The organism is Ramlibacter sp. (genome assembly GCF_035627355.1).
Lineage (GTDB): Bacteria > Pseudomonadota > Gammaproteobacteria > Burkholderiales > Burkholderiaceae_C > Ramlibacter.
Genome location: NZ_DASPLW010000069.1, coordinates 13,521 through 35,365 on the forward strand (window position 1 = coordinate 13,521; position 21,845 = coordinate 35,365).

Sequence of the window (21,845 nt, forward strand, 5' to 3'; positions counted from 1 at the left end):
GCGGATCAGCCCTTGGCGGCGGCAGGCGCGGGTGCGGAAGCAGCGGCGGCCGCCTTCTGCACCTCGCTGGAGCGCAGCAGCCGCACGCGCACGTTGAAGTTGGCGACGCGACGGTTGTCGCGCGGCCCCAGCGAGACGTTGCCCGCGACGATTTCGATCAGCTCGGGCTTGGTCAGGTAGGGACTGTTGTTGGCCAGGTTGCGCAGCAGTTCGGAGACGCGCTCGTTGGACTGCGCGACCCCCGTGATCGAGACCACCTGGTCGGACTGCTTCACGCTGCTGATGTAGACGCCGTCCGGCAGTTGCCCGACCAGCTCGTTGAGCAGGTGCACCGGCATGTTGCGGTCGGCCTGCAGGTCTTCCACGGCCTGCTGGCGGGCCCGCAGCGCCGCGATTTCCTGCTGCAGCGTGGAAATCTCCTTGATCTGGCCTTCCAGCTTCTTGATCTCGGTCTCCAGGACCATGTTCTTGTCCTGCTGGTTGGAGATCTGCGCCTGGTACCAGACGAAGACGCCCCCGGCGATCAGGCCGCCGAACAGGCCGGCGACGACCAGCGAGGCGAAGAACGCCTCGCGCTTGCGCTTGCGGGCCGCCTCGCGGTGCGGCAGCAGGTTGATCAGGATCACTGCAGGAACCTCCGCATGGCCAGGCCGCAGGAAGTCAGGTACGACGGGGCCTCCCGCCGCATCCGCTTCTCGCGCACGCCTTCGCCGATGTGCATGCCTTCGAACGGATTGGCCAGAGCGCAGGCAAAGGACGTCTGGGCGGTCACCGCCTCGTTGAGGCCGGGCAGCGCCGCCGACCCGCCGGCGAGCATGATGTGGTCGACCTTGTTGTGCGGCGTGCTGGTGAAGAAGAACTGGAGCGCACGGGCGACCTCCTGGGCCATGCTGTCCACGAACGGCCGCAGCACGGCGGTCTCGTAGTCGTCGGGCAGGTCGCCGCTGCGCTTCTTGGCCTCGGCTTCCTCGGGCGAGAAGCCGTACTGGCGCACGATGAGCTGGGTGAGCTGGGCGCCGCCGAAGGCCTGGTCCCGGTCGTACAGCACCTCGTCGTTGCGGATCACCTGCATGCTGGTGGTGAAGGCGCCGACCTCGAACAGCGCCACCAGCGTGTCGACGCCGCCGCCGGGCAGGGCCTCGATCAGGCGGCCGGCGGCGAGCCGGGAGGAATACGACTCGACGTCGATGATCACGGGCTTGAGTCCGGCGGCTTCGGCCAGCCCCTGGCGGTCCTGGACCTTCTCCTTGCGCGAGGCGGCAATCAGCACCTCGATGTCGCCGGCGGACGTCGGGCTGGGTCCGACTACGCAGAAGTCCAGGCTCACTTCGTCGAGCGAGAACGGGATGTACTGGTTGGCTTCCGCCTCGACCTGGACCTCCAGTTCCTGCTCGGTCATGCCGCCAGGCAGGATGATCTTCTTGGTGATCACGGCCGAGGGCGGCAGGGCCATGGCCACGCTGCGGGTCTTGGTCCCGCTCTTCTTGACCAGCCGGCGCATGGCCTCGGCCACCTCGTCGAACTTCTCGACGTTGCCGTCGGTGATCCAGCCGCGCTCCAGCGGCTCCATGGCGCAGCGCTCGAGCACCAGGGTGCCCGACTTGTCGCGACCGAGTTCGACCAGCTTCACGCTCGATGAGCTGATGTCCAGGCCCAGCAGTGGCGCCGGCGCCCGGCTGAACAACGAATCCAGAGCGATCAACCCAGTCTCCCGATCCGCCCTTACAAGGCGTAAAAAAACTTAAGATTCCACTTCAATGCTAGCAGTAACATCCTTGTCACCCAAAGGATTTTCCCGGCGCACCCCTAGCTCAACGTTGCCAAAAACCGACGCGGACGAGACCTCGTCCCCAGAGCGAAGGGAAGGGATCCAGCCATCAGGGCCGGTGCCGCCGGGCCGGGCAGGCCCAGCCGGACAGGATGTCCTGTAGCGCCTTCCTATACTCCCGGCACCTCACCCGCCGACCCGAATGCCCAACGACAAGACCGAAGGACGCCCGGCGTCCCGCCCGCGCCCGAAGAAGTCCCCGTCCAGCTGGAGCCGCCGCCTGCTGCGGCTGGGCTCGTGGGCGTTCGGGCTGGCCGCGGCCGGCGTGCTGTCCCTGGTGATGGTCGTCGCGGTGGCGCTGGCCGTCGCCTATCCCAACCTGCCCGACATCTCCGACCTGTCCGACTACCGGCCCAAGCTGCCGCTGCGGGTGTTCTCGGCCGACGGCGTGCTGCTGGGCGAGTTCGGCGAGGAGCGGCGCAACCTGACCCCCATAGCCGAGATCCCGGCGGTCATGAAGAATGCGGTGCTCGCGATCGAGGACGCCCGCTTCTATTCGCACGGCGGGGTGGACTATCGCGGCCTGCTGCGCGCCGCCATCGCCAACCTCGGCCGGGTCAAGAGCCAGGGCGCCTCCACCATCACCATGCAGGTGGCGCGCAACGTCTACCTGTCGTCCGAGAAGACCTTCACCCGCAAGCTCTACGAGGTGCTGCTGACCTTCAAGCTGGAGCACCTGCTGACCAAGGACCAGATCCTCGAGATCTACATGAACCAGATCTTCCTGGGCAACCGCGCCTACGGGTTCGCGGCCGCTTCGGAGATCTATTTCGGCAAGCCGATGAAGGAGCTCACCATCGCCGAGGCGGCGATGCTGGCCGGGCTGCCGCAGGCGCCCTCGGCCAACAACCCGATCAGCAATCCCAAGCGGGCCCGGGTGCGCCAGCAGTACATCATCGAGCGCATGGAGGAGAACGGCTTCATCACGGCCGCCGAGGCCGAAGCCGCCCGCAAGCAGGAACTGAAGCTGCGCACCGGGGGCACCGAGGCCGCGACCTACGCCGCGTGGGTGGCGGAGACCGCCCGACAGCTGGTGTTCGCCCAGTACGGCGCCGCCACCTACACGCGCGGCCTGAACGTGATCACCACCGTGCAGTCCAGGCAGCAGGAGGCCGCGTACCGCGCGCTGCGCAAGGGCATCATGGACTACGAGCGCCGCCAGTACTACCGCGGGCCCGAGGAGTTCATCGACCTGCCGCAGGACGCACGGGACCGGGAAGACGCCATCGACGACGTGCTGGCCGACCACCCGGACAACGGCGACGTGATGGCGGCGGTGGTGCTGGAGGCCGGGCCGAAGAAGGTGGTGGCCGTGCGCAGCGTCGGCGACCCGTTCGAGATCACGGGCGAGGGCCTGCGCCCCGCCCAGTCGGGCCTGTCGGACAAGGCGGCGCCCAAGATCAAGATCAGGCCGGGCGCCGTGATCCGGGTGGCGAGGACGCCGAAGAACACCTGGGAGATCACCCAGCTGCCGGAGGTCGAAGGCGCCTTCGTCGCCCTCAATCCGCGCGACGGCGCGATCCAGGCCATGGTGGGCGGCTTCGACTTCCACAAGAACAAGTTCAACCACGCCACCCAGGCATGGCGCCAGCCGGGCTCGGGCTTCAAGCCCTTCATCTACTCGGCGGCCCTGGAAAAGGGCTTCACGCCCACCACCATCGTCAACGACGCACCGCTGTTCTTCGATGCCGGCGTCACCGGCGGCCAGCCGTGGGAGCCGAAGAACTACGACGGCAAGTTCGAGGGGCCGATGCCGCTGCACACGGCGCTGGCCAAGTCCAAGAACATGGTGTCCATCCGCATCCTGCAGGCGGTCGGCACGCAGGACGCGCAGGACTGGGTCACCCGTTTCGGCTTCGACGCCGACAAGCACCCGGCCTATCTCACCATGGCGCTGGGCGCCGGCTCGGTCACCCCGATGCAGATGGCCGTGGGCTACGCGGTGTTCGCCAACGGCGGCTACCACGTCAACCCCTGGCTGATCAGCCGCATCACGGATCACCGCGGCAAGGTGCTGGTGGAAACGCAGCCCCCCCTGCCCACCGAGGCGATGCGGGCGATCGACGCGCGCAACGCCTTCATCATGAACCGGCTGTTGCAGGAGATCACGCGCAGCGGCACCGCCGCGCGCTCGCAACGGGAACTGAAGCGGCCCGACCTGTACGGCAAGACCGGCACCACCAACGACTCCATCGACACCTGGTTCAGCGGCTTCCATCCGTCGGTGGTCGCCGTGGTCTGGATGGGCTATGACAACCCGCGCCCGCTGGGCGACCGGGAGACCGGCGGCAGCCTCAGCCTGCCGGTGTGGATCGACTTCATGTCCACCGCGCTGAAGGGGGTGCCCGAGGTCACGCTCACGCCGCCGCCCGGCGTGGTGAACGTGGATGGCGAGTGGTACTACGAAGAGTACGCGCAGGGCGCCGGCGTCAGCAGCCTGGGGTTGCCGGCCACGATACCGGTCGAGCCGATCCCCCTGAGCGGCGCCAACGTGCGGGGCAGTTCCGGCCAGGGCACGCCCATCGTGCCGGGCGACCGCAGCCTGCTCAATGCCGACGGCATGCCGCCGCAACGCGGTGCGGCGGAGGAACGCCGCAGCATCCTGGACCTGTTCCGCAACTAGCGGCGTTGCTCACGCGCCGAATCGCAGGGGCTGGCCGGCCTGGTCGCTGGCCTCGCGGGCCAGGTCCTCGAAGAATTCGCCGCTGCCCTTGGTGTCCACCCAGCGCTTGCCGTCGAAGCGGTAGTGGAAGCCGCCGGCGCGCGCCGCCAGCCAGACCTCGTGCAAGGGCTTCTGCAGGTTGACGACGATCTGGCTGCCGTTGCGGAAGCCGAGCGTCACCATGCCGCCGACCCGCTGGCTGTCGATGTCCGCATCGGTCTCCTCGTTGATGCGGTCGCAGTCGCTCTCGACCTGCCGCAGCAGCGCTTCGGCCTGGTCCATGTACTCGGGGTCGGTCATTACAATTTTGCGATGTCGAAACTGCAGCGAATTCTATGCAGCGGGTCGCGCGCGGGCTGGCTCTGCGCAGCCGTCGCCGCTCTCATGCTGGCCGGCTGCGGCCAGCGCGGGCCGCTCTATCTCCCCACCGAACCCGCCGCTGCGGATCGCGCCACCCTGCCGGAGACGCTGAGGCCCGGAGGAACACCGACCACGCCCGCGCCGGCGCCACGGCCGCGGGACGACCGGCAAGGCGGCATGGGAACCGGGACGGCAACGCCGGTGCGGCCATGAGCACGACCCCGGGCCATCCCTTCTTCGCCTGGCGCGCGGGCCAGCTGCACGCCGAGGCCATCCCGGTCGAGGACCTGGCACGTCGCCACGGCACGCCGCTGTTCGTCTACTCGAAGGCGGCCATGCTGGCGGCGCTCGCGGCCTACCAGCGCGGTTTCGCGGGCCGCCGCTCGAAGATCTGCTACGCGATGAAGGCCAACTCCTCGCTCGGCGTGCTGCAGGTGTTCGCGCAGGCCGGTTGCGGCTTCGACATCGTCTCGGGCGGCGAGCTGCAGCGCGTGCTGGCCGCGGGCGGCCAGGCCGCGGACGTGATCTTTTCCGGCGTCGGCAAGACCCGCGTCGAGATGGCGCAGGCGCTCGAAGCCGGCATCGGCTGCTTCAACGTGGAGAGCGAGGCCGAACTGGAAGTGCTGGACGAGGTCGCCCGGGCCCACGGTCGCCGCGCGCCGGTGAGCATCCGCGTCAATCCCAACGTGGATCCGAAGACTCATCCCTACATCTCCACCGGCCTGAAGGGCAACAAGTTCGGCATCGCCCACGAGCGCACGCTGGCCGCCTACCGGCGGGCGGCCGACCTGCCGGGCCTGCGGGTGGTGGGCATCGACTGCCACATCGGCTCGCAGATCACCGACAGCAGCCCCTACCTGGACGCGATGGACCGCGTGCTGGACCTGGTCGAGGCCATCGAGGCCGCCGGCATCCCGCTGCAGCACATCGACTTCGGCGGCGGGCTCGGCATCGACTACCAGGGCGTGCTGCCGCCGGCGGCCGACCAGCTCTGGGCGCAGCTGTTGCGCAAGCTGGATGCGCGCGGCTACGGCGGCCGCGAGCTGATGATCGAGCCGGGCCGCTCACTGGTCGGCAACGCCGGCATCTGCCTGACGGAAGTGCTGTACCTCAAGCCCGGCGAGCAGAAGAACTTCTGCATCGTCGATGCCGCCATGAACGACCTGCCGCGGCCGGCCATGTACGAGGCCTACCACGCCATCCTGCCGGTGGCGCCGCGCGAAGGCACGGAAGCCGGCTACGACGTGGTCGGCCCGGTGTGCGAGAGCGGCGACTGGCTGGGCCGCAACCGCCAACTGGCGGTGCAGCCGGGCGACCTGCTCGCCGTGATGTCGGCCGGCGCCTACTGCATGAGCATGGCGAGCAACTACAACTCCCGCCCGCGGGCGGCGGAGGTGCTGGTGGACGGCAGCCAGGCGCACGTGATCCGCGAGCGCGAACAGCCGGCGGACCTGATGCGCGGCGAACGCCTGGTGGCCTGATCGCTACCCCGGCTGCAGCCGGGGCGCGCGCAGCCGCCGCCACAGCCGCCAACCGAGCAGCGCCGCGAGGATGGCGGCGTAGACGAACACCTCGGCGAAGTCGTTCTTGCCCGCGCGCATCCAGAAGAAGTGCAGGATCGCCAGCCCGGCGACCGCGTACACGGCGCGGTGCAGGGCCTGCCAGCGCGCCGCCCCCAGCCAGCGGATCGCCCGGTTGAAGGACGTCGCGGCCAGCGGCGTCAGCAGCACGAAGGCGGCGAAGCCAACCAGGATGAACGGGCGCTTGGCGATGTCGGCCGCGATCTCCGGGACGTCCAGGCCCATGTCGAACCAGGCGTACGAGACCAGGTGCAGGCCGGCGTAGAAGTAGGTGAACAGACCCAGCATGCGCCGAAAGCGCGCCAGCGCCGGCTGTCCGGCGACGATGCGCAGCGGCGTCACGGCCAGGGTCAGGCACAGGAAGCGCAGCGTCCAGTCGCCGAGCGAGCGGATCAGGTGCTCCTGCGGATTGGCGCCGAGCTGGTCGGTTGCCGCGGCGTAGAACAACCAGGCGAAGGGCAGCAGGGCCAGCACGAACAGCAGCGGCTTCGCGGCGGGGTGCAGCGCGGCCGGGCGCCGCCGCGGTCCGGCGGCCGCCATCAGTAGTTCTTCTTCAGGTCCATGCTCGCATAGAGCTGGCCGACCTGGGGCTCGTAGCCGTTGAACAGCAGCGTCTTGCGACGTTTCGCGAACAGGCCGCCTTCGCCGATGCGCCGCTCGGTGGCCTGGCTCCAGCGCGGATGGTCGACGTCGGGATTCACGTTGGAGTAGAAGCCGTACTCGTTGGCGGCGGCCTTGTTCCACGCCGTCCTGGGCTCCTGTTCGGTGAAGCGGATGCGCACCAGGCTCTTGGCGCTCTTGAAGCCGTACTTCCACGGCACCACCACGCGCACCGGCGCGCCGTTCTGCTTGGGAAGCACCTCACCGTACATGCCGAAGGACAGCAGCGTCAGCGGGTGCATGGCTTCGTCCATGCGCAGCCCCTCCACGTAGGGCCAGTCCAGCACGCTGGAGCGGATGCCGGGCATGGTGGCGCGGTCGGCCAGCGTGTAGAACTCGACGAACTTGGCCGACCCGAGCGGCTCCACGCGCTCGACCAGCCTGGCCAGCGAGTAGCCGATCCACGGAATCACCATCGACCAGCCTTCCACGCAGCGCAGCCGGTAGATGCGTTCTTCCTGCGGCGCCAGCTTGAGCAGGTCCTCCAGCGCGTACCTGGCCGGCTTCTTCACCAGCCCGTCGACTTCCACCGTCCACGGCGAGGTGCGCAGCGTGTGGGCATTGCGAACCGGGTCGGCCTTGTCGGTGCCGAATTCGTAGAAGTTGTTGTAGCTGGTGGTGTCCTCGTAGGACGTGGGCTTCTCCATCGTCATCGCGCCCGCCACCTTCGAGGGCTGCGCGGGCAGCGGCGCCAGCTTGTCCGGCCGCTGCACGGCGGCGAGCGCCTCGCGCGAGGCCCAGCCCGCCAGCGCCGCGCCGGCCGCGCCGCCGGCCATCAGCTTGAGCAGCTCACGGCGCCGCTGGTAGACCGCCTGCGGGGTGATCTCGCTGGCGATCGGGTGGTGGTAGCCGTCGCGGCCGGTCTTGATCAGCATGTGGGGTCCCCTTCGCGAGTTGGGCGGGCTGCCTGCACTACGCGCTGTGACCCGCAGCCGGGATCAGAGTTCGCCGTAGCTGTGCAGGCCCGACAGGAACATGTTGACGCCGAGGAAGGCGAAGGTGGTCACCGCCAGCCCGACCAGCGCCCACCAGGCCGACAGCGTGCCGCGCAAGCCCTTCATCAGCCGCATGTGCAGCCAGGCAGCATAGTTGAGCCAGACTATCAGCGCCCAGGTTTCCTTGGGGTCCCAGCTCCAGTAGCCGCCCCACGCCTCGGCCGCCCACAGGGCTCCCAGCACGGTGGCGATGGTGAAGAAGGCGAAGCCGACGGCGATGGACTTGTACATCACGTCGTCCAGCACCTCGAGCGCGGGCAGGCGCTGGGCGATGCGCTGCCGGCCCCACAGGATGCCGGCCACGATCAGCGCCGCGATGCCGAAATAGACGACCCAGTAGCTGCCGCCCGCTTCCTGCGAGCGCCGGAACACCATGGGCTCGAAGCACAGCACCACGCCCAGCAGCCACAGCGGCGCCAGCTTCCACCAGCGCGTCTCGCCCGCCTGCTGCTTGATCAGGTAGGCGAAGGCCACCATCGCCGACAGCGCGAAGGTGCCGTAGCCGATGAAGTTGGCCGGCACGTGCAGCTTCATCCACCAGCTCTTGAGCGCCGGCACCAGCGGCTGGATCTCGTGCGCCTCGCGCACCACCGTGTACCAGAGCAGGAAGCCGACCGCCGCGCTGACCACCAGCATGACGAAGGCACCCAGGGCGCGCGTGCCGTACTGCTGCTCGAAGTACAGGTAGAACAGCGCCGTCATCCAGCAGAACATCACGAACACTTCGTAGAGGTTGCTGACCGGGATGTGGCCCACGTCCGGGCCGATCAGGTAGCTCTCCCACCAGCGCACCATGGTGCCGACCAGCGCCAGCGTGACCGCCGCCCAGGCCAGCCGCGAGCCGATGCGCTCCATGGTGCCGGACTGGCTGCGCCCCACCATGCCGATCCAGTAGAAGGCCGTGCTCATGAAGAACAGCATGCTCATCCACAGGATGGCCGACTGGCTGGACAGGAAGTACTTGAGCCAGAACACCTCGTCGGCCCGGGCCAGCGAGCCCTGGTACGAGCCGATGCCCAGCAGCGACAGCCCCGCCACGACCACCATCAGCAGCTGCAGCGGACGCCAGAACCAGCCCAGCCAGATGGCGGCGGGGATGCTGGCCAGCAGGATGCCCTTCTCGTAGACGTCCATGTGCGCCGCGTAGCGGCCGAAGGCGTACAGGCCGCCCGCAGCGACCAGCAGGGCGAACACCCAGTCGAGCGGACGCCGGCGGGAGAAGAAGCCCTCGTGGAGGGTCAGGGTCTGGGTGGCGGTGTTCATGTGGATCCGAGCAATTGGGTACGCAGGCGGTCGAATTCGCGGTCGGTCTCCAGCGTCTTGCGGCTGCTGGACAGCGCCATGGTGGCATCGCTGCCCGACGGCGCCGGGCCGAGCCAGACCCACAGGCGACGCTCACGCACATAGAGCATCGCAAATATGCCGAAGATCAGCAAAGCGCACCCGAGGTAGACGACATTGCGGCCGGGGGATCTTGTCACCTGGAACACGCTGGCCTGGACCTGCTCGAAATCCTTGAGCTCGAAGGCCATGGGCGCCGGGTACAGGTGGGCATCGCCCAGCGCCAGCAGCGACTGGGCCATGAAGGCCTGGGTGCGCTCGCCCGGCTCCAGCGGCTTCAGGCCGGCACGCTCGCGGCCGAGCTCCGCCAGTTCGAACAGCACGCCGCCCAGGATGCGCACCACCACCTCGCCGGCGCGGCTGCGCTCGGCCTCGGGGACGCGAGCTTCCAGGTACTCGGACACCGCGGCCAGGCCTGCGCCCTTGCCGCCGGCGGCCGGGTCGCCGGCGAACAGGGCCAGCGCCTGGCTGGCCGAGGCGACCAGCTGCTGCGCCACCTCGGGCCGCCCGGGATCGGTGGCCTTGCGCGCGTAGCGCCGCACCGCCTCCTCGCGCTGGGCCGGATCGGCCAGCCCGGCCCGCATCCGCAGGAAGCCCTCCATGGTGCCTTCAGCGTCGGCCGGCACCCGCAGGTAGCGGAAGGCGTCGGACGGGTTCTCGCGCATGCCCAGCAGGAACAGCGGCACGCCCTCGCCCAGGTCCACCGGCAGCATGTAGTTGTGGAATTCGCGCGCCTGGCCGGCGGTATCGCGCAGCTTGTAGGTGATGGACGGGCCGACGTTGCGCAGCTCCTTCTTCGTCACCGTGCGGTCGGCGGCGCCGAGCCGGGCGGTGATCGACTCGCGCAGGTCCACCTTGCGCGGATCGGCGCCGCTGCTGCTGCCGTCGGCCATGTTCTCCACGTTGATCACCCGCAGGCCGGTGTACTCCAGCGTCAGCTGGTCGCCGCTGCCCTGCCCGGCGCGCTTCAGCTGGGTGCTGCCGCCGATCACGCCCTCGACCTCGAAGCGCTTGCCGCTGCCGTCCAGGGGCACCGCCGCCAGCTTCACGCGCGAGCCGCCGTCGTCGAAGCTGGACTGGTAGATCTCGATCCCGCGCCAGCTGACCGGATGGTTGACCTCCACCCGCGCCGGCACCTTCTCGCCGGTCTGGTGGTCGTGGATCACGATGTCGCTGGCAAACAGCTTGGGCATGCCGGTGGAGTAGTGCTCGATCACGAACTTCTTCAGCTCGATCGAGAACGGCAGGTCCTGCAGCAGGATGCCGTCGGACTGCGACAGGATGGCGGTGCCCGACTGGGTGCCCTCGGCCACCAGCAGGTTGCCGCGGAAGGTGGGATTGTTCGCCGCCAGCCGGTGCTTGTCGGCCACGTCGGCGATCATGCCGCCGCCGGTGTACGGCGCCTTGCCGCCGAACCACATCTGGGCGCGCACGATCAGGTCGCCGTCCAGCAGCCCGCCCAGGCAAACCAGCACGATGGCGCTGTGGGCGGCGATGTAGCCGATCTTGTTGGCGCCGCCGGTCTTGGCGGCGACCATCCAGCCTTCGCCCTTCGGGGTGCTGCGCTGCTGCAGCCGCACCTTCCAGCCGGCGCCGGCCAGCCCCTTGCCGATGCGGCGCGCGGCGTCGGCCGGAGCATCGGGCAGAAGGCCCTTGCCGCGGTGGTGGAAGGCCTGCAGGCTCTGCTCGCGGATGTTCTCCTTGTAGCTACGCATGTCGGCGATGAAGCGCGGCGTGTTGCGGGCGATGCACAGCGAGGTGCTGACCACCAGGAAGGCCAGGATCAGCAGGAACCACCAGGCGCTGTAGACGGCATTGAGCTTGATGGCCAGGAACAGCTGCGACCAGAACGGGCCGAACTGGTTGACGTAGTTCACCACCGGCTCGTGCTGCTTGACGATGGTGCCGATCACCGAGGCGATGCAGATCACCGTCAGCAGCGCGATGGCGAACCGCATCGACGAGAGCAGTTCCAGGGCGCTGCGCAGGCGTTCGGAGGGGGCGGGGGCCAGGCGCGTAGCCTGGGTGGAAGCGGTCATCGGGGCTTCTCAAGGAAAAAAGGGCGGGCATCCGAAGATCCCCGCCCGCTGTAGGGTCCGCGCGGGATTGCTTGGTTCCCGTCGCGGCCGTGTGCTGCTTGCTCTAACGCAAGCCGGCGATGTAGTCGGCGACCGCGCGAATTTCACGATCGTTGAGCTTGGCCGCGACATCCAGCATCTGCTGGCTGTTCTTGCGCGTGCCGTCGCGGAAGGCGACCAGCTGGGCCGCCGTGTAGTCGGCGTGCTGGCCCGACAGGCGCGGATACTGCGCCGGGATGCCGGCGCCGTTGGGGCTGTGGCAGGCCGCGCAGGCGGCGATCTGCCGATCCGGCACGCCGCCGCGGTAGATGCGCTCGCCCAGGGCGACCAGGTCCTTGTCCTTGGCGAAGCCGGGCTTGGCGGTCGACGCGGCCAGGTAGGCCGAGATGTTGCGCATGTCCTGCTCGGCCAGTTGCGCGGCGAAGGGCTGCATGATCGCGCTGGCGCGCTTCTTGTCCTTGAAGTCCAGCAGCTGCTTGACCAGGTATTCGGGATGCTGTTGCGCCAGCTTGGGGTTGGCCGCGATCGTGGAATTGCCATCGGCCGCGTGGCAGGCCGCGCACACCGCGGCGTAGCGCTTCTCGCCTTCGGCGGCATTCGGCTTGGCGGGCTGCGCGGCGGCCGCAGGCGCCGCGGCCGGAGCGGAAGCCGCGGGGGCGGCCCCGTTGGCCTGGGCGGAGGCGTCGAGCGCGAATGCGGCCAGGAGCGCGGCGGCGAGCAGGCTAGCGTGCAACTTCATGTTCTCTCGGTTCGGGTTCTACGGGCGCAAAACCCCATGATTCTACAATGGCCCTCCCCGGCCCCTCGCCGCAATTCCCCTGCCCATGACCCCACCGCCGGCCCCCGGCGCCGCCGCATCCGCGGGTGCGAAGGCCTCCGCCGAGCGCGCCCTGGCCTGGCTGCACACGGCGCGCTTCCTCACCACGGCGCCCACGCTGGAATTCCTGCCGCCGCACGAACACCCGGAGATCGCCTTCGTCGGCCGCTCCAACGCCGGCAAGTCCACCTGCATCAACACGCTCACGCAGCAGAAGCGACTGGCCTTCGCTTCCAAGACGCCGGGGCGCACCCAGAGCATCAACCTGTTCGCGCTGGGCAAGCAGGGCATCGTCGACGCGGTGCTGGCCGACCTGCCCGGCTACGGCTATGCGGCCGTCCCCAGGCAGGACAAGCAGCGCTGGCAGCAGGTGATGGCCAACTACCTGGTCAGCCGGCCCAACCTGCGCGCCGTGGTGCTGCTGTGCGACCCCCGCCACGGGCTGACGGAGCTGGACGAGATCCTGCTGGAGGTGATCCGGCCGCGGGTCGAGCAGGGCCTGAAGTTCCTCGTGCTCCTGACCAAGGCCGACAAGCTGAACCGGAGCGAGGCGGCCAAGGCGCTGTCCATCATGCGACTGCAGGCGGGCGGCGGCGAGGTCAAGCTGTTCTCCGCCCTCAAGCGGCAGGGCGTGCCGGAAACGGCGCTGCTGCTGTGGCAATGGACGCACGAGGAGACCCCATGATCGAACGCTTCCAGCTCGCGCTGCCGCACGGCATCACCCTCAGCTGCCGCGCTGCCGGCGCACGCGGCCGGCCGGCGCTGGTGTTCCTTCACGGCTTCCCCGAAGCGGCGTTCGTGTGGGACGAACTGCTCGAGCACTTCGCCCAGCCCGCGAACGGCGGCTTCCGCTGCGTCGCACCCAACCTGCGCGGCTACGAGCAGTCCAGCGCGCCGACCGAAGTGAGCGCCTATCGCGCCAAGCACGTGGTGCAGGACATCGCCGCCCTCATCGCCAGCGAAGGCGGCCGGCTCGAGTGCCTGGTGGCGCACGACTGGGGTGGCGCCGTCGCCTGGAACCTGGCCAACCAGCTGCCGCAGCTCACGCGCCGGCTGGCCATCGTCAACTCGCCGCACCCGGGCACCTTCCTGCGCGAGCTGCAGCACAACCCGCAGCAGCAACAGGCCAGCGCGTACATGAACTTCCTGATCCGGCCGGACGCGGAGAAGCTGCTGGCCGAGGACGACTACCGTCGCCTGTGGGGTTTCTTCACCCAGCTCGGCCAGGCCGACTGGCTGACCGAGGCGACGAAGCAGCAGTACCGCGATGTGTGGAACGGCCCCGGGGGCAGCCCGCCGGGGTCCGGCCTGGTGGGCGGCTGCAACTACTACCGTGCCTCGCCCCTGCGCCCGCCGAGGCCCGACGATCCGGCCGCCGCGGCGGTGACGCTGCCCCGCGAGATGCTGACGGTGGACCTGCCCACGCTGGTGCTGTGGGCGATGGAGGATTCCGCGCTACCGCCCTCGCTGGTCGACGGGCTGGAGGACTACGTGCGCGACCTGACGCTGGAGCGCGTGCCCGGCGCCAGCCATTGGATCGTGCACGAGCGCCCGCAGTTCGTGGCCGAACGCCTGCAGGTCTTTCTCGCGCGCCCCGTTCAATAGACCGGCTTGGCGCCGGCCGGGCGGCTCTTGAACCGCTTGTGCACCCAGTAGTACTGCTCGGGCATGCCGTCGATGTAGTCCTGCAGCCGCTCGTTCATCAGGGCGGTGTCGGCTTCCAGGTCGTCGGACGGGAAATCGTGCCAGGCCGGCAGCACCTGCACGTCGTAGCCGGTGGGCGTGATGCGCGTGAGCAGCGGCACCACCTTGGCGCGCCCCAGGCGCGCGAAGCGCGACAGCGAAGGCACCGTGGCGGCCGGGACCCCGTAGAACGGCACGAAGATCGATTCGTCGGCCCCGAAGTTCATGTCCGGCAGCAGGCACAGCGGCACGCCTTCGCGCAGGGCACTGATCACCGGCTTGACGCCGTCCACCCGCCGGAACAACCGCACGTTGCCGAACCGCTCCCGGCCCTGGCGGATCCAGGCATCGACGACCCGGTTCGACTGGTGCGTGTAGATGGTCATGAAGGGGCGGTCGGACTGCAGCGTCAGCGCCGTCCAGCCGGCATCCATGCCGACGAAGTGCGGCCAGAACACCACCGTGGGCTCGCGGCCTCCCAGTTCCGACAGCGCGCCGGTCAGCCGCACGCGCTCGCGCACCCGCTGCGGGTCGCCATGCCAGAGCCAGGACCGATCCAGCCAGGCCTGGGCGAAGGCGATGAAGACGCGCGGCACCAGCGCGCGCCGCTGGTCGGCCGTCCACTGCGGGAAGCACAGGTCCAGGTTGACGCGCACGACGTGCCGGCGCGCCGGCACCACCGCGTACAGCAGCCAGCCCAGCGCCCAGCCGAGCGCGCGCAGCACCGGCAGCGGCAGCGGCGCCATCAGCCGCATCAGGAGCAGGCCCGCGCGGCTGAGCATCAGCCGGCCCTCCGGGGCGTCTTGTAGCGTGCGTAGCCCCACAGATACTGCGAGGGGCATTCGCGGATCAGCGCTTCCATCTGCGCATTGACCTGGCCCGCAGCCGCCACCGGTTCGGCCGGCAGCTCGCCGGGCCAGGCGCGCAGGTGGATCCGGTAGCCGCGGCCCCAGCCCAGCCGTTCGCCCCAGGCCAGCAGCACCGCGGCGCCGGTCTGGCGTGCCAGCCGCGCCGACAGCGTCATGGTGTAGGCCGGCTTGCCGAAGAACGGCGCCCACACCCCCAGGCCTTCGGGCGGCACCTGGTCGGGCAGCAGCCCCACCGCCTGGCCGGCCTGCAGCGCCTTGAGCATCTGTTTCACGCCGGCCAGCGTGGTGGGTGCCGCGGCGAGATTGGGGCGTGCCCGCGCACGCTCCACCAGCGGGCGCAGCCAGGACTTGCGCGCCGGCCGATAGAGCACCGTGATCGGGCCGTAGCGCCGGGCATAGCCCTGCGCCGTGACCTCGAAGCAGCCCAGGTGCGGGGTCAGGAAGACGATGCCGCGGCCGCGCGCCAGCGCCGCGTCGATCAGTTCGGCGCCGGACCAGAGCACGCGCGGCGCGGCGCCGAACCATAGCCGCGGCACTTCCGCCACCAGCCGGCCGGATGCCGCCACCGCGCCGATCACCTCGCGCGGCCGGTAGCCGGCCTGCCGGGCGTTGGCGGCGAAGCGGCGCCGGTAGGTCGGGGAGCCGAGGAACGCCAGCCAGCCCAGCCCCCAGCCGATGCCGTGCAGCAGCCACAGCGGCAACACGGCCAAGGCGCGGAATAGCGGTATCACGTCGATTAGAATCGGCCCCGTCGCCGAGTTACTGAACTACTTGCAGGGCGACTCACGAAATTCTGCTAAAGCGTTCGCCCGAAGCTCCGGCCAAGGCAACGCGCCTCAACCGATACCGCTGGAGTTTATTCAAATGGCGAACGACTTCCTCTTCACGTCCGAATCCGTTTCCGAAGGCCATCCCGACAAGGTGGCCGACCAGGTTTCCGACGCCATCCTCGACGCGATCTTCCGCCAGGATCCGCGCAGCCGCGTGGCCGCCGAGACGCTGTGCAACACCGGCCTGGTGGTGCTGGCCGGCGAGATCACCACCAACGCGCACGTCGACTACATCCAGGTCGCGCGCGACACGATCAAGCGCATCGGCTACGACAACACCGAGTACGGCATCGACTACAAGGGTTGCGCGGTGCTGGTGGCCTACGACAAGCAGTCCAACGACATCGCCCAGGGCGTGGACCACGCCAGCGACGACCACCTGAACACCGGCGCCGGCGACCAGGGCCTGATGTTCGGCTACGCCTGCGACGAGACGCCGGAGCTGATGCCCGCGCCGATCTACTACGCGCACCGGTTGGTCGAGCGCCAGGCCCAGTTGCGCAAGGACGGCCGCCTGCCTTTCCTGCGCCCGGACGCCAAGAGCCAGGTGACCATGCGCTACGTGGACGGCAAGCCGCACAGCATCGACACCGTGGTGCTGTCCTCGCAGCACTCGCCCGAGATGAGCGACGGCACCAAGATGAAGCCGGCGTTCAACGAGGCGGTGATCGAGGAGATCATCAAGCCGGTGCTGCCCAAGGAGTGGCTGAAGGAAACCCGCTACCTGATCAACCCGACCGGCCGCTTCGTGGTCGGCGGTCCGCAGGGCGATTGCGGCCTCACGGGCCGCAAGATCATCGTCGACACCTACGGCGGTGCCTGCCCGCACGGCGGCGGCGCGTTCTCGGGCAAGGACCCGTCCAAGGTGGACCGCTCGGCCGCCTACGCGGCCCGCTACGTGGCCAAGAACATCGTGGCCGCCGGCCTGGCGCGCCAGTGCCAGATCCAGGTGGCGTACGCGATCGGCGTGGCCAAGCCGATGAACATCACGGTCTACACCGAAGGCACCGGCGTGATCCCGGACGAGAAGATCGCCCAGCTGGTGCACGAGCACTTCGACCTGCGTCCCAAGGGCATCATCCAGATGCTGGACCTGCTGCGCCCGATCTACGAGAAGACGGCCGCCTACGGCCACTTCGGCCGGGAAGAGCCCGAGTTCACGTGGGAGCGCACCGATCGCGCCGCCCGGTTGCGCGAGGCCGCGGGCCTGAAGGGCTGATGGCCCCTCGGACCGGGCGAAAGGCGCCCACCGGGCGCCTTTTTCATTCCAGCAGCGTCTGCTGCCGTTCGACCTCCTGCCGCTTCATTGCGGCGTAGGTGCCCAGGTCCAGTTCGCGCAGCTGCGGGTAGTGCTGGGTGGCCTTGTACCAGCCGCGGATGCGGCGGTCGACCTGCTGCTCCGGAGGGGCCGCGAGCGAATCCAGGTAGGCGTCGACCGCCAGGTAGTAGCGCATCGCATTGCGTTCGACCGCGCCGCGCACGCCGCCGATGTACAGCGGCTGTCCGCTCGCATCCTGTCCCACCACCGTGAACCCGGTCTTGTCGGCACCGGCCGTCGCCAGGTACAGCTGCATCGCCGTCCGGCCCGCCCAGCCGGCGCCATAGGAGTAGTCCAGGCGCAGGAAGGTGCGCTGGCCCTCCAATGGCACCGCCGAGACGACGATGCGGTAGTCGCGCGTGCCCACCGGGCCCTGGTCCGCCAGCAGGCGGCTCTCGAAATAGCCGGGCTGCAGCGCCACGTTGCGGTGCTCGAACCGGAGGCGGTAGGCCTGCTCCACCGGCTGGTCGAACCGGCGTCCGATGCGCACCCGCAGCGCGCTGCCGGACGGGCCCTCCACCGCATGGCAGTACTTGGTGTTGAACGGCAGGATCAGGATGTCGCACCAGCTCGCCGGGCGGCGCAGCGCGGCGCTGACTGTGGCGAACGGATGGTCGAGCACCGCATGGACCACGCCGGCGAGCCGCTCCTGCTGCTCGGCGGAGACGATGTGCAGGGGGCGGCCGAAGCCGTTGTTCCCCAGTTCGTCCTGCAACGCCTGGTACTGCGCATGCAATTCGTCCGCGTCCGCCAGGCCGGTCACCGGCCACAGCGCGGCGGCCAGCGCCAGCCAGGCGCCGGCGGCCACGCGCCGCACCGTCGTCGTCGAATGCATGGGCAGTTTCCTCGCCGGCAGCGTGCCTGCCCGCGTGGACCCGAGGTGTAGGACGCACCAGCGAATCGACGTGCGCGGCGCCGCGGCAAGCGGCACGGCAGCAATCGCCGTGCAGAGGCGGCGCCGTTTTCCTACACCCGGTCCTTGGCTTGGCTGACGGCCCAGTTTCGCGGGCCCCGGAAGATGTTCCTCGCAGGGGTGCGGCCGCGCCGCCACCCGTCGCCGTCCCGGACGGCAAGGAGCATTCACATGGCTGAAGACAAGGACCTGAACCGCGATCCCATCACCGACGAACCGGGCGCGCACCCGGTCGGCACCGGCGTCGGCGCCACCGGCGGTGCGGTGGCCGGCGCGGCCGCCGGCTCGATCGGCGGGCCGGTCGGATCGGTCGTGGGCGGCGTCATCGGTGCCGTCGTCGGCGGCCTGGCCGGCAAGGCCGCGGCCGAAGCCATCAATCCCACGGCCGAGGAGGCGCACTGGCGCGACAACTACATGCGCGAGCCGTACTACGAGCAGGGGCGCAGCTTCGACGACTACGGCCCCGCCTACATGCACGGCGTGCACGGCCGCATGCAGGAGGAAGGCGACTGGGATACGGCCGAGCCGCGGCTGGCCTCCGGGTGGGCCAACGCGCGGGCCGGTTCCGGCCTGAACTGGGAACAGGCCCGGCCCGCCAGCCGTGCCGCCTGGGAGCGGGTGGAGCTGCAACGCGGCGGCATGGCCAGCGACACGGCAGTGGTGCGTGCCAGCGACCTGGCCGGCGGCTCCCGGGGCCCCATGACCGGTGGGACCGACATGGCGCGCGCGGGCATAGGGACGGACCAGGATCTCGACGCTCCGGGAACGACGGCCGGCAAAGGCGCGGCCGGCCTGGTGGGCACGGCCCAGAGTGCGGGCAACACCCAGGGCGGCCGCGGCGACGTCATTGACGCCCTGCAGGACCTGGTGGAGTGCTGCAAGGACGGCGAGTACGGCTTCCAGGCCTGCGCCGACCAGGTGCAGCGGCAGGACCTCAAGTCGGTGTTCCTGCAGCGAGCGGACGACTGCCGGCGCGGCGCCGTCGAATTGAACCAGCAGATCCTCGGCCTGGGCGGCACGCCGAAGGACAGCGGCAGCGCCGCCGGCGCCGTGCACCGCGGCTGGGTGTCGGTGCGCTCGACGCTGTCCAGCCATGACGACAAGGCCGTGCTGGAGGAGGCCGAACGCGGCGAGGACAACGCGATGGCGCGCTACCGCAAGGCGCTGAAGCAGCCGCTGCCCGACGCCGTCCGGCAGGTGGTGGAGCGCCAGTTCCAGCAGGTGCAGCGCAACCACGACCAGGTCCGCATGCTGCGCGACCAGTTCCGCGCCGCCTCCTAGGCAGCGCGGCACGACAGCCGCATGGCCGACGAGCGAATCCCCGCCACCGCGTCCGACGCGCTGAAGACCTACAGGGCCAAGCGCCGGTTCGATGCCACGCCCGAGCCGGCCGAAGGCGGCATCGCCAACGAGGAGGAGCGCGCCTTCGTGGTCCAGAAGCACTGGGCCACCCGGCTGCACTACGACTTCCGCCTCGAGCTGGATGGCACGATGAAGAGCTGGGCGGTGCCCAAAGGCCCCAGCTACGACCCGGCCGACAAGCGCATGGCGATGCCGACCGAGGACCACCCGATCGCCTACAACCGCTTCGAGGGGTCCATTCCCAAGGGCAATTACGGCGCCGGCAAGGTCATCATCTGGGACAAGGGCACCTGGCACCCGCTGGAGGATCCGCACCAGGGCTGGCGCGAGGGCAAGCTGAAGTTCGAGTTGCGCGGCCACAAGCTGCAGGGCCACTGGACCTTGGTGCGGATGAAGGGCCGCGGCAACGGCCGCGAGGACCCCTGGCTGCTGATCAAGGAGCGCGATGCGCTGGCGCGGCCCGCCGGCGAGTTCAGCGTGGTCGACGAACGCCCCGACAGCGTGCAGCACCTGCCGGATCGGCCCGGCGCGGCAGCGGCCCCAGCACCGGCCAGCGCAAGCCCCGCGGCGCCTGCCTCGGGGCCTCCCGCGGGGTCGGTGCCCGCCGCGCTGCCGCAGGAGCTGCAACCTGAACTGGCCGTGCTGGTGGACGCGCCGCCGGCCGACACCGGGGCCTGGATCTTCGAGATCAAGTTCGACGGCTACCGGATGCTGGCGCGGGCCGAGGCCGGTCAGGTGCGGCTGGTCACCCGCAACGGCAACGACTGGACGGCACGGTTGCCCGGGCTGGTCGCAGCGCTGAAGGCGATGGACCTGCCGGACGGCTGGTACGACGGCGAGATCATCATGCCGGGGCAGGACACCCCGGCCGACTTCCAGGCCCTGCAGGGCGCCTTCGACAGCCGGCGCACCGACCGGATCGTCTACTACCTGTTCGACCTGCCGTACTGCGCAGGGCAGGACCTGCGCGACGTGCCGCTGGTGCAGCGGCGCGAGGTGCTGCAGCGCATCGTGCTGCGCAAGCCGCATCCCAACGTGCGCTTCAGCGAGGAGTTCCAGGCGGCACCGCAGGACCTGCTGGCGTCCGCCTGCCAGCTCGGCCTCGAGGGCCTGATCGCCAAGCGGCGCGACTCGGCCTATGTCGGCCGTCGCTCGAGCGACTGGCTCAAGCTCAAGTGCGCGCGGCGGCAGGAATTCGTGATCGGCGGCTGGACCGACCCCAAGGGCGCGCGCACCGGCATCGGCTCGCTGCTGCTGGGCGTGCACGACGACGACCGCCGGCTGCGCTACGCCGGCAACGTGGGCACCGGCTTCAACGAGCGCACGCTGCGCGAGCTGCGCCGGCAGCTGGACGCGATCGCCTCGACGCGCAATCCCTTCGAGGCCGGCAGCGGCTGGCCGCGCGGCGCGCACTGGGTGGCGCCGGATCTCGTGGCCGAGGTGTCCTTCGGCGAGTGGACGCGCGACGGCAAGATCCGGCACTCGGTGTTCCACGGCCTGCGCAGCGACAAGCCGGCGCAGGCGATCTCGATCGAGACGCCCGTGCGCCCGGATGCGGGCGCAGCGCCCCGGCCGGCCCGCGGCAAGCCGGCGCGGCGCGCGAAAGCCGCACCGGCTGCCCAGCCGCCCGCTCCCGGGCCGGGCGCCACGCTGCCGCCGACGCTGCGCGTCAGCAACCCCGACCGCGTGATCGATGCCCGCAGCGGGCTCACCAAGATCGAGCTGGTGCGCTACTACGCGCTGGTGGCGCCGCTGATGATGGAGCACCTGCGCCGCCGCCCGATCGCGCTGGTGCGCGCACCGGACGGCATCGACGGCCAGCTGTTCTTCCAGAAGCACCTGGAGCGCTACCGCATGCCCGGCGTCGAGCAGCTGGATCCGGCGATCTTCCCCGGCCATCCGCCCATGCTGGAGATCGCCAGCGGCGAAGGCCTGCTGTCGGCCGCGCAGATGAACGTGATCGAGTTCCACACCTGGAACGCGGTCGCCGACCAGGCCGACAAGCCGGATCGCATGACCTTCGACCTGGACCCCGGCGAAGGCGTCGGGTGGCCGCAGATGCAGGAGGCCGCCGGGCTGGTGCGGACCTTCCTGGAGGAACTGGCGCTGCCCGCCTGGCTCAAGACCAGCGGGGGCAAGGGCCTGCACGTGGTGGTGCCGCTGCGCCCGCAGCACGGCTGGGACACCGTCAAGGACTTCTCGCAGGCCATCGTGCAGCACCTGGCGAAGACGCTTCCGCAGCGCTTCGTGGCCAAGAGCGGGCCCAAGAACCGGGTCGGTCGCATCTTCATCGACTACCTTCGCAACGGCTTCGGCGCCACCACCGTCGCCGCCTGGTCGGCGCGGGCCCGGCCCGGGCTGGGCATCTCGGTGCCGGTGCGCTGGGACGAACTGCGCAAGCTCAAGGGCGGCGACCACTGGACGGTCGGCAGCGTGCACCAGCGCCTGGACGAGGGGAACGCGCCCTGGGACGGCTACCGCGACAGCAGCGCGAAGCTGGACGCGGCCATGCGCAAGCTGGGCTTTCGCCCCTGAGCCGGAGGCCGCCG

The 21,845-nt window shown here is 69.9% G+C and carries 19 protein-coding genes; 8 read left to right on the forward strand and 11 right to left on the reverse strand.

The window, feature by feature from the left end; genetic code table 11:
- Window positions 1-5: 5 nt before the first annotated feature.
- Window positions 6-626 carry a PilN domain-containing protein gene (locus VEC03_RS16985; RefSeq protein ID WP_324917827.1) on the reverse strand — a complete coding sequence of 207 codons (621 nt, stop codon included), beginning with the start codon at window positions 624-626 and terminating at the stop codon, window positions 6-8.
- On the reverse strand, window positions 623-1,702 hold the full coding sequence (locus VEC03_RS16990) for a pilus assembly protein PilM (RefSeq protein ID WP_324917830.1): 1,080 nt from the start codon (window positions 1,700-1,702) through the stop codon (window positions 623-625). The genes VEC03_RS16985 and VEC03_RS16990 overlap by 4 nt, the downstream gene beginning before the upstream one ends.
- A gap of 268 nt (window positions 1,703-1,970) precedes the next feature.
- Here VEC03_RS16990 and VEC03_RS16995 point away from each other — a divergent pair, with 268 nt between their 5' ends.
- Window positions 1,971-4,451: a penicillin-binding protein 1A gene (locus tag VEC03_RS16995; protein WP_324917833.1), complete on the forward strand. Its 2,481-nt coding sequence runs from the start codon at window positions 1,971-1,973 to the stop codon at window positions 4,449-4,451.
- Window positions 4,452-4,460: 9 nt separating this feature from the next.
- Here the strand turns inward: VEC03_RS16995 and cyaY are convergent, their stop codons facing one another.
- Window positions 4,461-4,790, reverse strand: coding sequence for an iron donor protein CyaY (cyaY, locus tag VEC03_RS17000; RefSeq protein ID WP_324917836.1), 330 nt, complete (start codon window positions 4,788-4,790; stop codon window positions 4,461-4,463).
- An 84-nt stretch (window positions 4,791-4,874) separates the two neighbouring features.
- On the opposite strand from cyaY, the gene lptM reads away from it, so the two are divergent.
- Complete coding sequence (gene lptM / locus VEC03_RS17005) at window positions 4,875-5,063, forward strand: LPS translocon maturation chaperone LptM (RefSeq protein ID WP_414708515.1); 189 nt, start codon at window positions 4,875-4,877, stop codon at window positions 5,061-5,063.
- The gene (gene lysA / locus VEC03_RS17010) at window positions 5,060-6,331 is read left to right on the forward strand and encodes a diaminopimelate decarboxylase (protein WP_324917842.1); all 1,272 of its coding nucleotides are present in this window, start codon (window positions 5,060-5,062) and stop codon (window positions 6,329-6,331) included. Before lptM ends, lysA begins: the two co-directional genes overlap by 4 nt.
- A 3-nt stretch (window positions 6,332-6,334) precedes the next feature.
- Here the strand turns inward: lysA and VEC03_RS17015 are convergent, their stop codons facing one another.
- From VEC03_RS17015 to VEC03_RS17035, 5 genes are all read right to left on the reverse strand, one after another.
- On the reverse strand, window positions 6,335-6,970 hold the full coding sequence (locus VEC03_RS17015) for a protein-methionine-sulfoxide reductase heme-binding subunit MsrQ (protein ID WP_324917845.1): 636 nt from the start codon (window positions 6,968-6,970) through the stop codon (window positions 6,335-6,337).
- Window positions 6,970-7,965 carry a protein-methionine-sulfoxide reductase catalytic subunit MsrP gene (gene msrP / locus VEC03_RS17020; RefSeq protein ID WP_324917848.1) on the reverse strand — a complete coding sequence of 332 codons (996 nt, stop codon included), beginning with the start codon at window positions 7,963-7,965 and terminating at the stop codon, window positions 6,970-6,972. Before msrP ends, VEC03_RS17015 begins: the two co-directional genes overlap by 1 nt.
- A 63-nt stretch (window positions 7,966-8,028) precedes the next feature.
- Window positions 8,029-9,348 (reverse strand): c-type cytochrome biogenesis protein CcsB, encoded by a 1,320-nt coding sequence (ccsB, locus tag VEC03_RS17025; RefSeq protein ID WP_324917851.1) that lies wholly within the window; start codon window positions 9,346-9,348, stop codon window positions 8,029-8,031.
- On the reverse strand, window positions 9,345-11,465 hold the full coding sequence (locus VEC03_RS17030) for a cytochrome c biogenesis protein ResB (protein ID WP_324917854.1): 2,121 nt from the start codon (window positions 11,463-11,465) through the stop codon (window positions 9,345-9,347). Before VEC03_RS17030 ends, ccsB begins: the two co-directional genes overlap by 4 nt.
- A gap of 103 nt (window positions 11,466-11,568) precedes the next feature.
- Window positions 11,569-12,243 carry a c-type cytochrome gene (locus VEC03_RS17035; protein WP_324917856.1) on the reverse strand — a complete coding sequence of 225 codons (675 nt, stop codon included), beginning with the start codon at window positions 12,241-12,243 and terminating at the stop codon, window positions 11,569-11,571.
- A gap of 85 nt (window positions 12,244-12,328) precedes the next feature.
- Here VEC03_RS17035 and yihA point away from each other — a divergent pair, with 85 nt between their 5' ends.
- Both yihA and VEC03_RS17045 read left to right on the forward strand, forming a co-directional pair.
- Entirely contained in the window at window positions 12,329-13,006 is a 678-nt protein-coding gene (gene yihA / locus VEC03_RS17040) for a ribosome biogenesis GTP-binding protein YihA/YsxC (RefSeq protein ID WP_324917858.1), read from the forward strand.
- The gene (locus VEC03_RS17045) at window positions 13,003-13,926 is read left to right on the forward strand and encodes an alpha/beta hydrolase (RefSeq protein ID WP_324917860.1); all 924 of its coding nucleotides are present in this window, start codon (window positions 13,003-13,005) and stop codon (window positions 13,924-13,926) included. The genes yihA and VEC03_RS17045 overlap by 4 nt, the downstream gene beginning before the upstream one ends.
- Here VEC03_RS17045 and VEC03_RS17050 read toward each other — a convergent pair.
- Window positions 13,920-14,786 carry a lipid A biosynthesis acyltransferase gene (locus VEC03_RS17050; RefSeq protein ID WP_324917863.1) on the reverse strand — a complete coding sequence of 289 codons (867 nt, stop codon included), beginning with the start codon at window positions 14,784-14,786 and terminating at the stop codon, window positions 13,920-13,922. The two genes, VEC03_RS17045 and VEC03_RS17050, sit on opposite strands and share 7 nt — an antisense overlap.
- Complete coding sequence (locus tag VEC03_RS17055) at window positions 14,786-15,604, reverse strand: lysophospholipid acyltransferase family protein (protein ID WP_324917866.1); 819 nt, start codon at window positions 15,602-15,604, stop codon at window positions 14,786-14,788. The genes VEC03_RS17050 and VEC03_RS17055 overlap by 1 nt, the downstream gene beginning before the upstream one ends.
- A 133-nt stretch (window positions 15,605-15,737) precedes the next feature.
- Between VEC03_RS17055 and metK the strand changes: the two genes are divergently transcribed.
- Complete coding sequence (metK, locus tag VEC03_RS17060) at window positions 15,738-16,922, forward strand: methionine adenosyltransferase (protein ID WP_324917870.1); 1,185 nt, start codon at window positions 15,738-15,740, stop codon at window positions 16,920-16,922.
- Window positions 16,923-16,965: 43 nt separating this feature from the next.
- Here metK and VEC03_RS17065 read toward each other — a convergent pair whose 3' ends face one another.
- The gene (locus VEC03_RS17065) at window positions 16,966-17,856 is read right to left on the reverse strand and encodes a hypothetical protein (protein WP_324917873.1); all 891 of its coding nucleotides are present in this window, start codon (window positions 17,854-17,856) and stop codon (window positions 16,966-16,968) included.
- A gap of 249 nt (window positions 17,857-18,105) precedes the next feature.
- Here VEC03_RS17065 and VEC03_RS17070 point away from each other — a divergent pair, with 249 nt between their 5' ends.
- Together VEC03_RS17070 and ligD are read left to right on the forward strand one after the other, a co-directional pair.
- On the forward strand, window positions 18,106-19,215 hold the full coding sequence (locus VEC03_RS17070) for a PA2169 family four-helix-bundle protein (RefSeq protein WP_324917876.1): 1,110 nt from the start codon (window positions 18,106-18,108) through the stop codon (window positions 19,213-19,215).
- A 21-nt stretch (window positions 19,216-19,236) separates the two neighbouring features.
- A complete protein-coding gene (gene ligD / locus VEC03_RS17075) occupies window positions 19,237-21,831 on the forward strand; it encodes a DNA ligase D (protein WP_324917879.1) in 2,595 nt (864 codons plus the stop codon).
- Window positions 21,832-21,845: the final 14 nt, after the last annotated feature.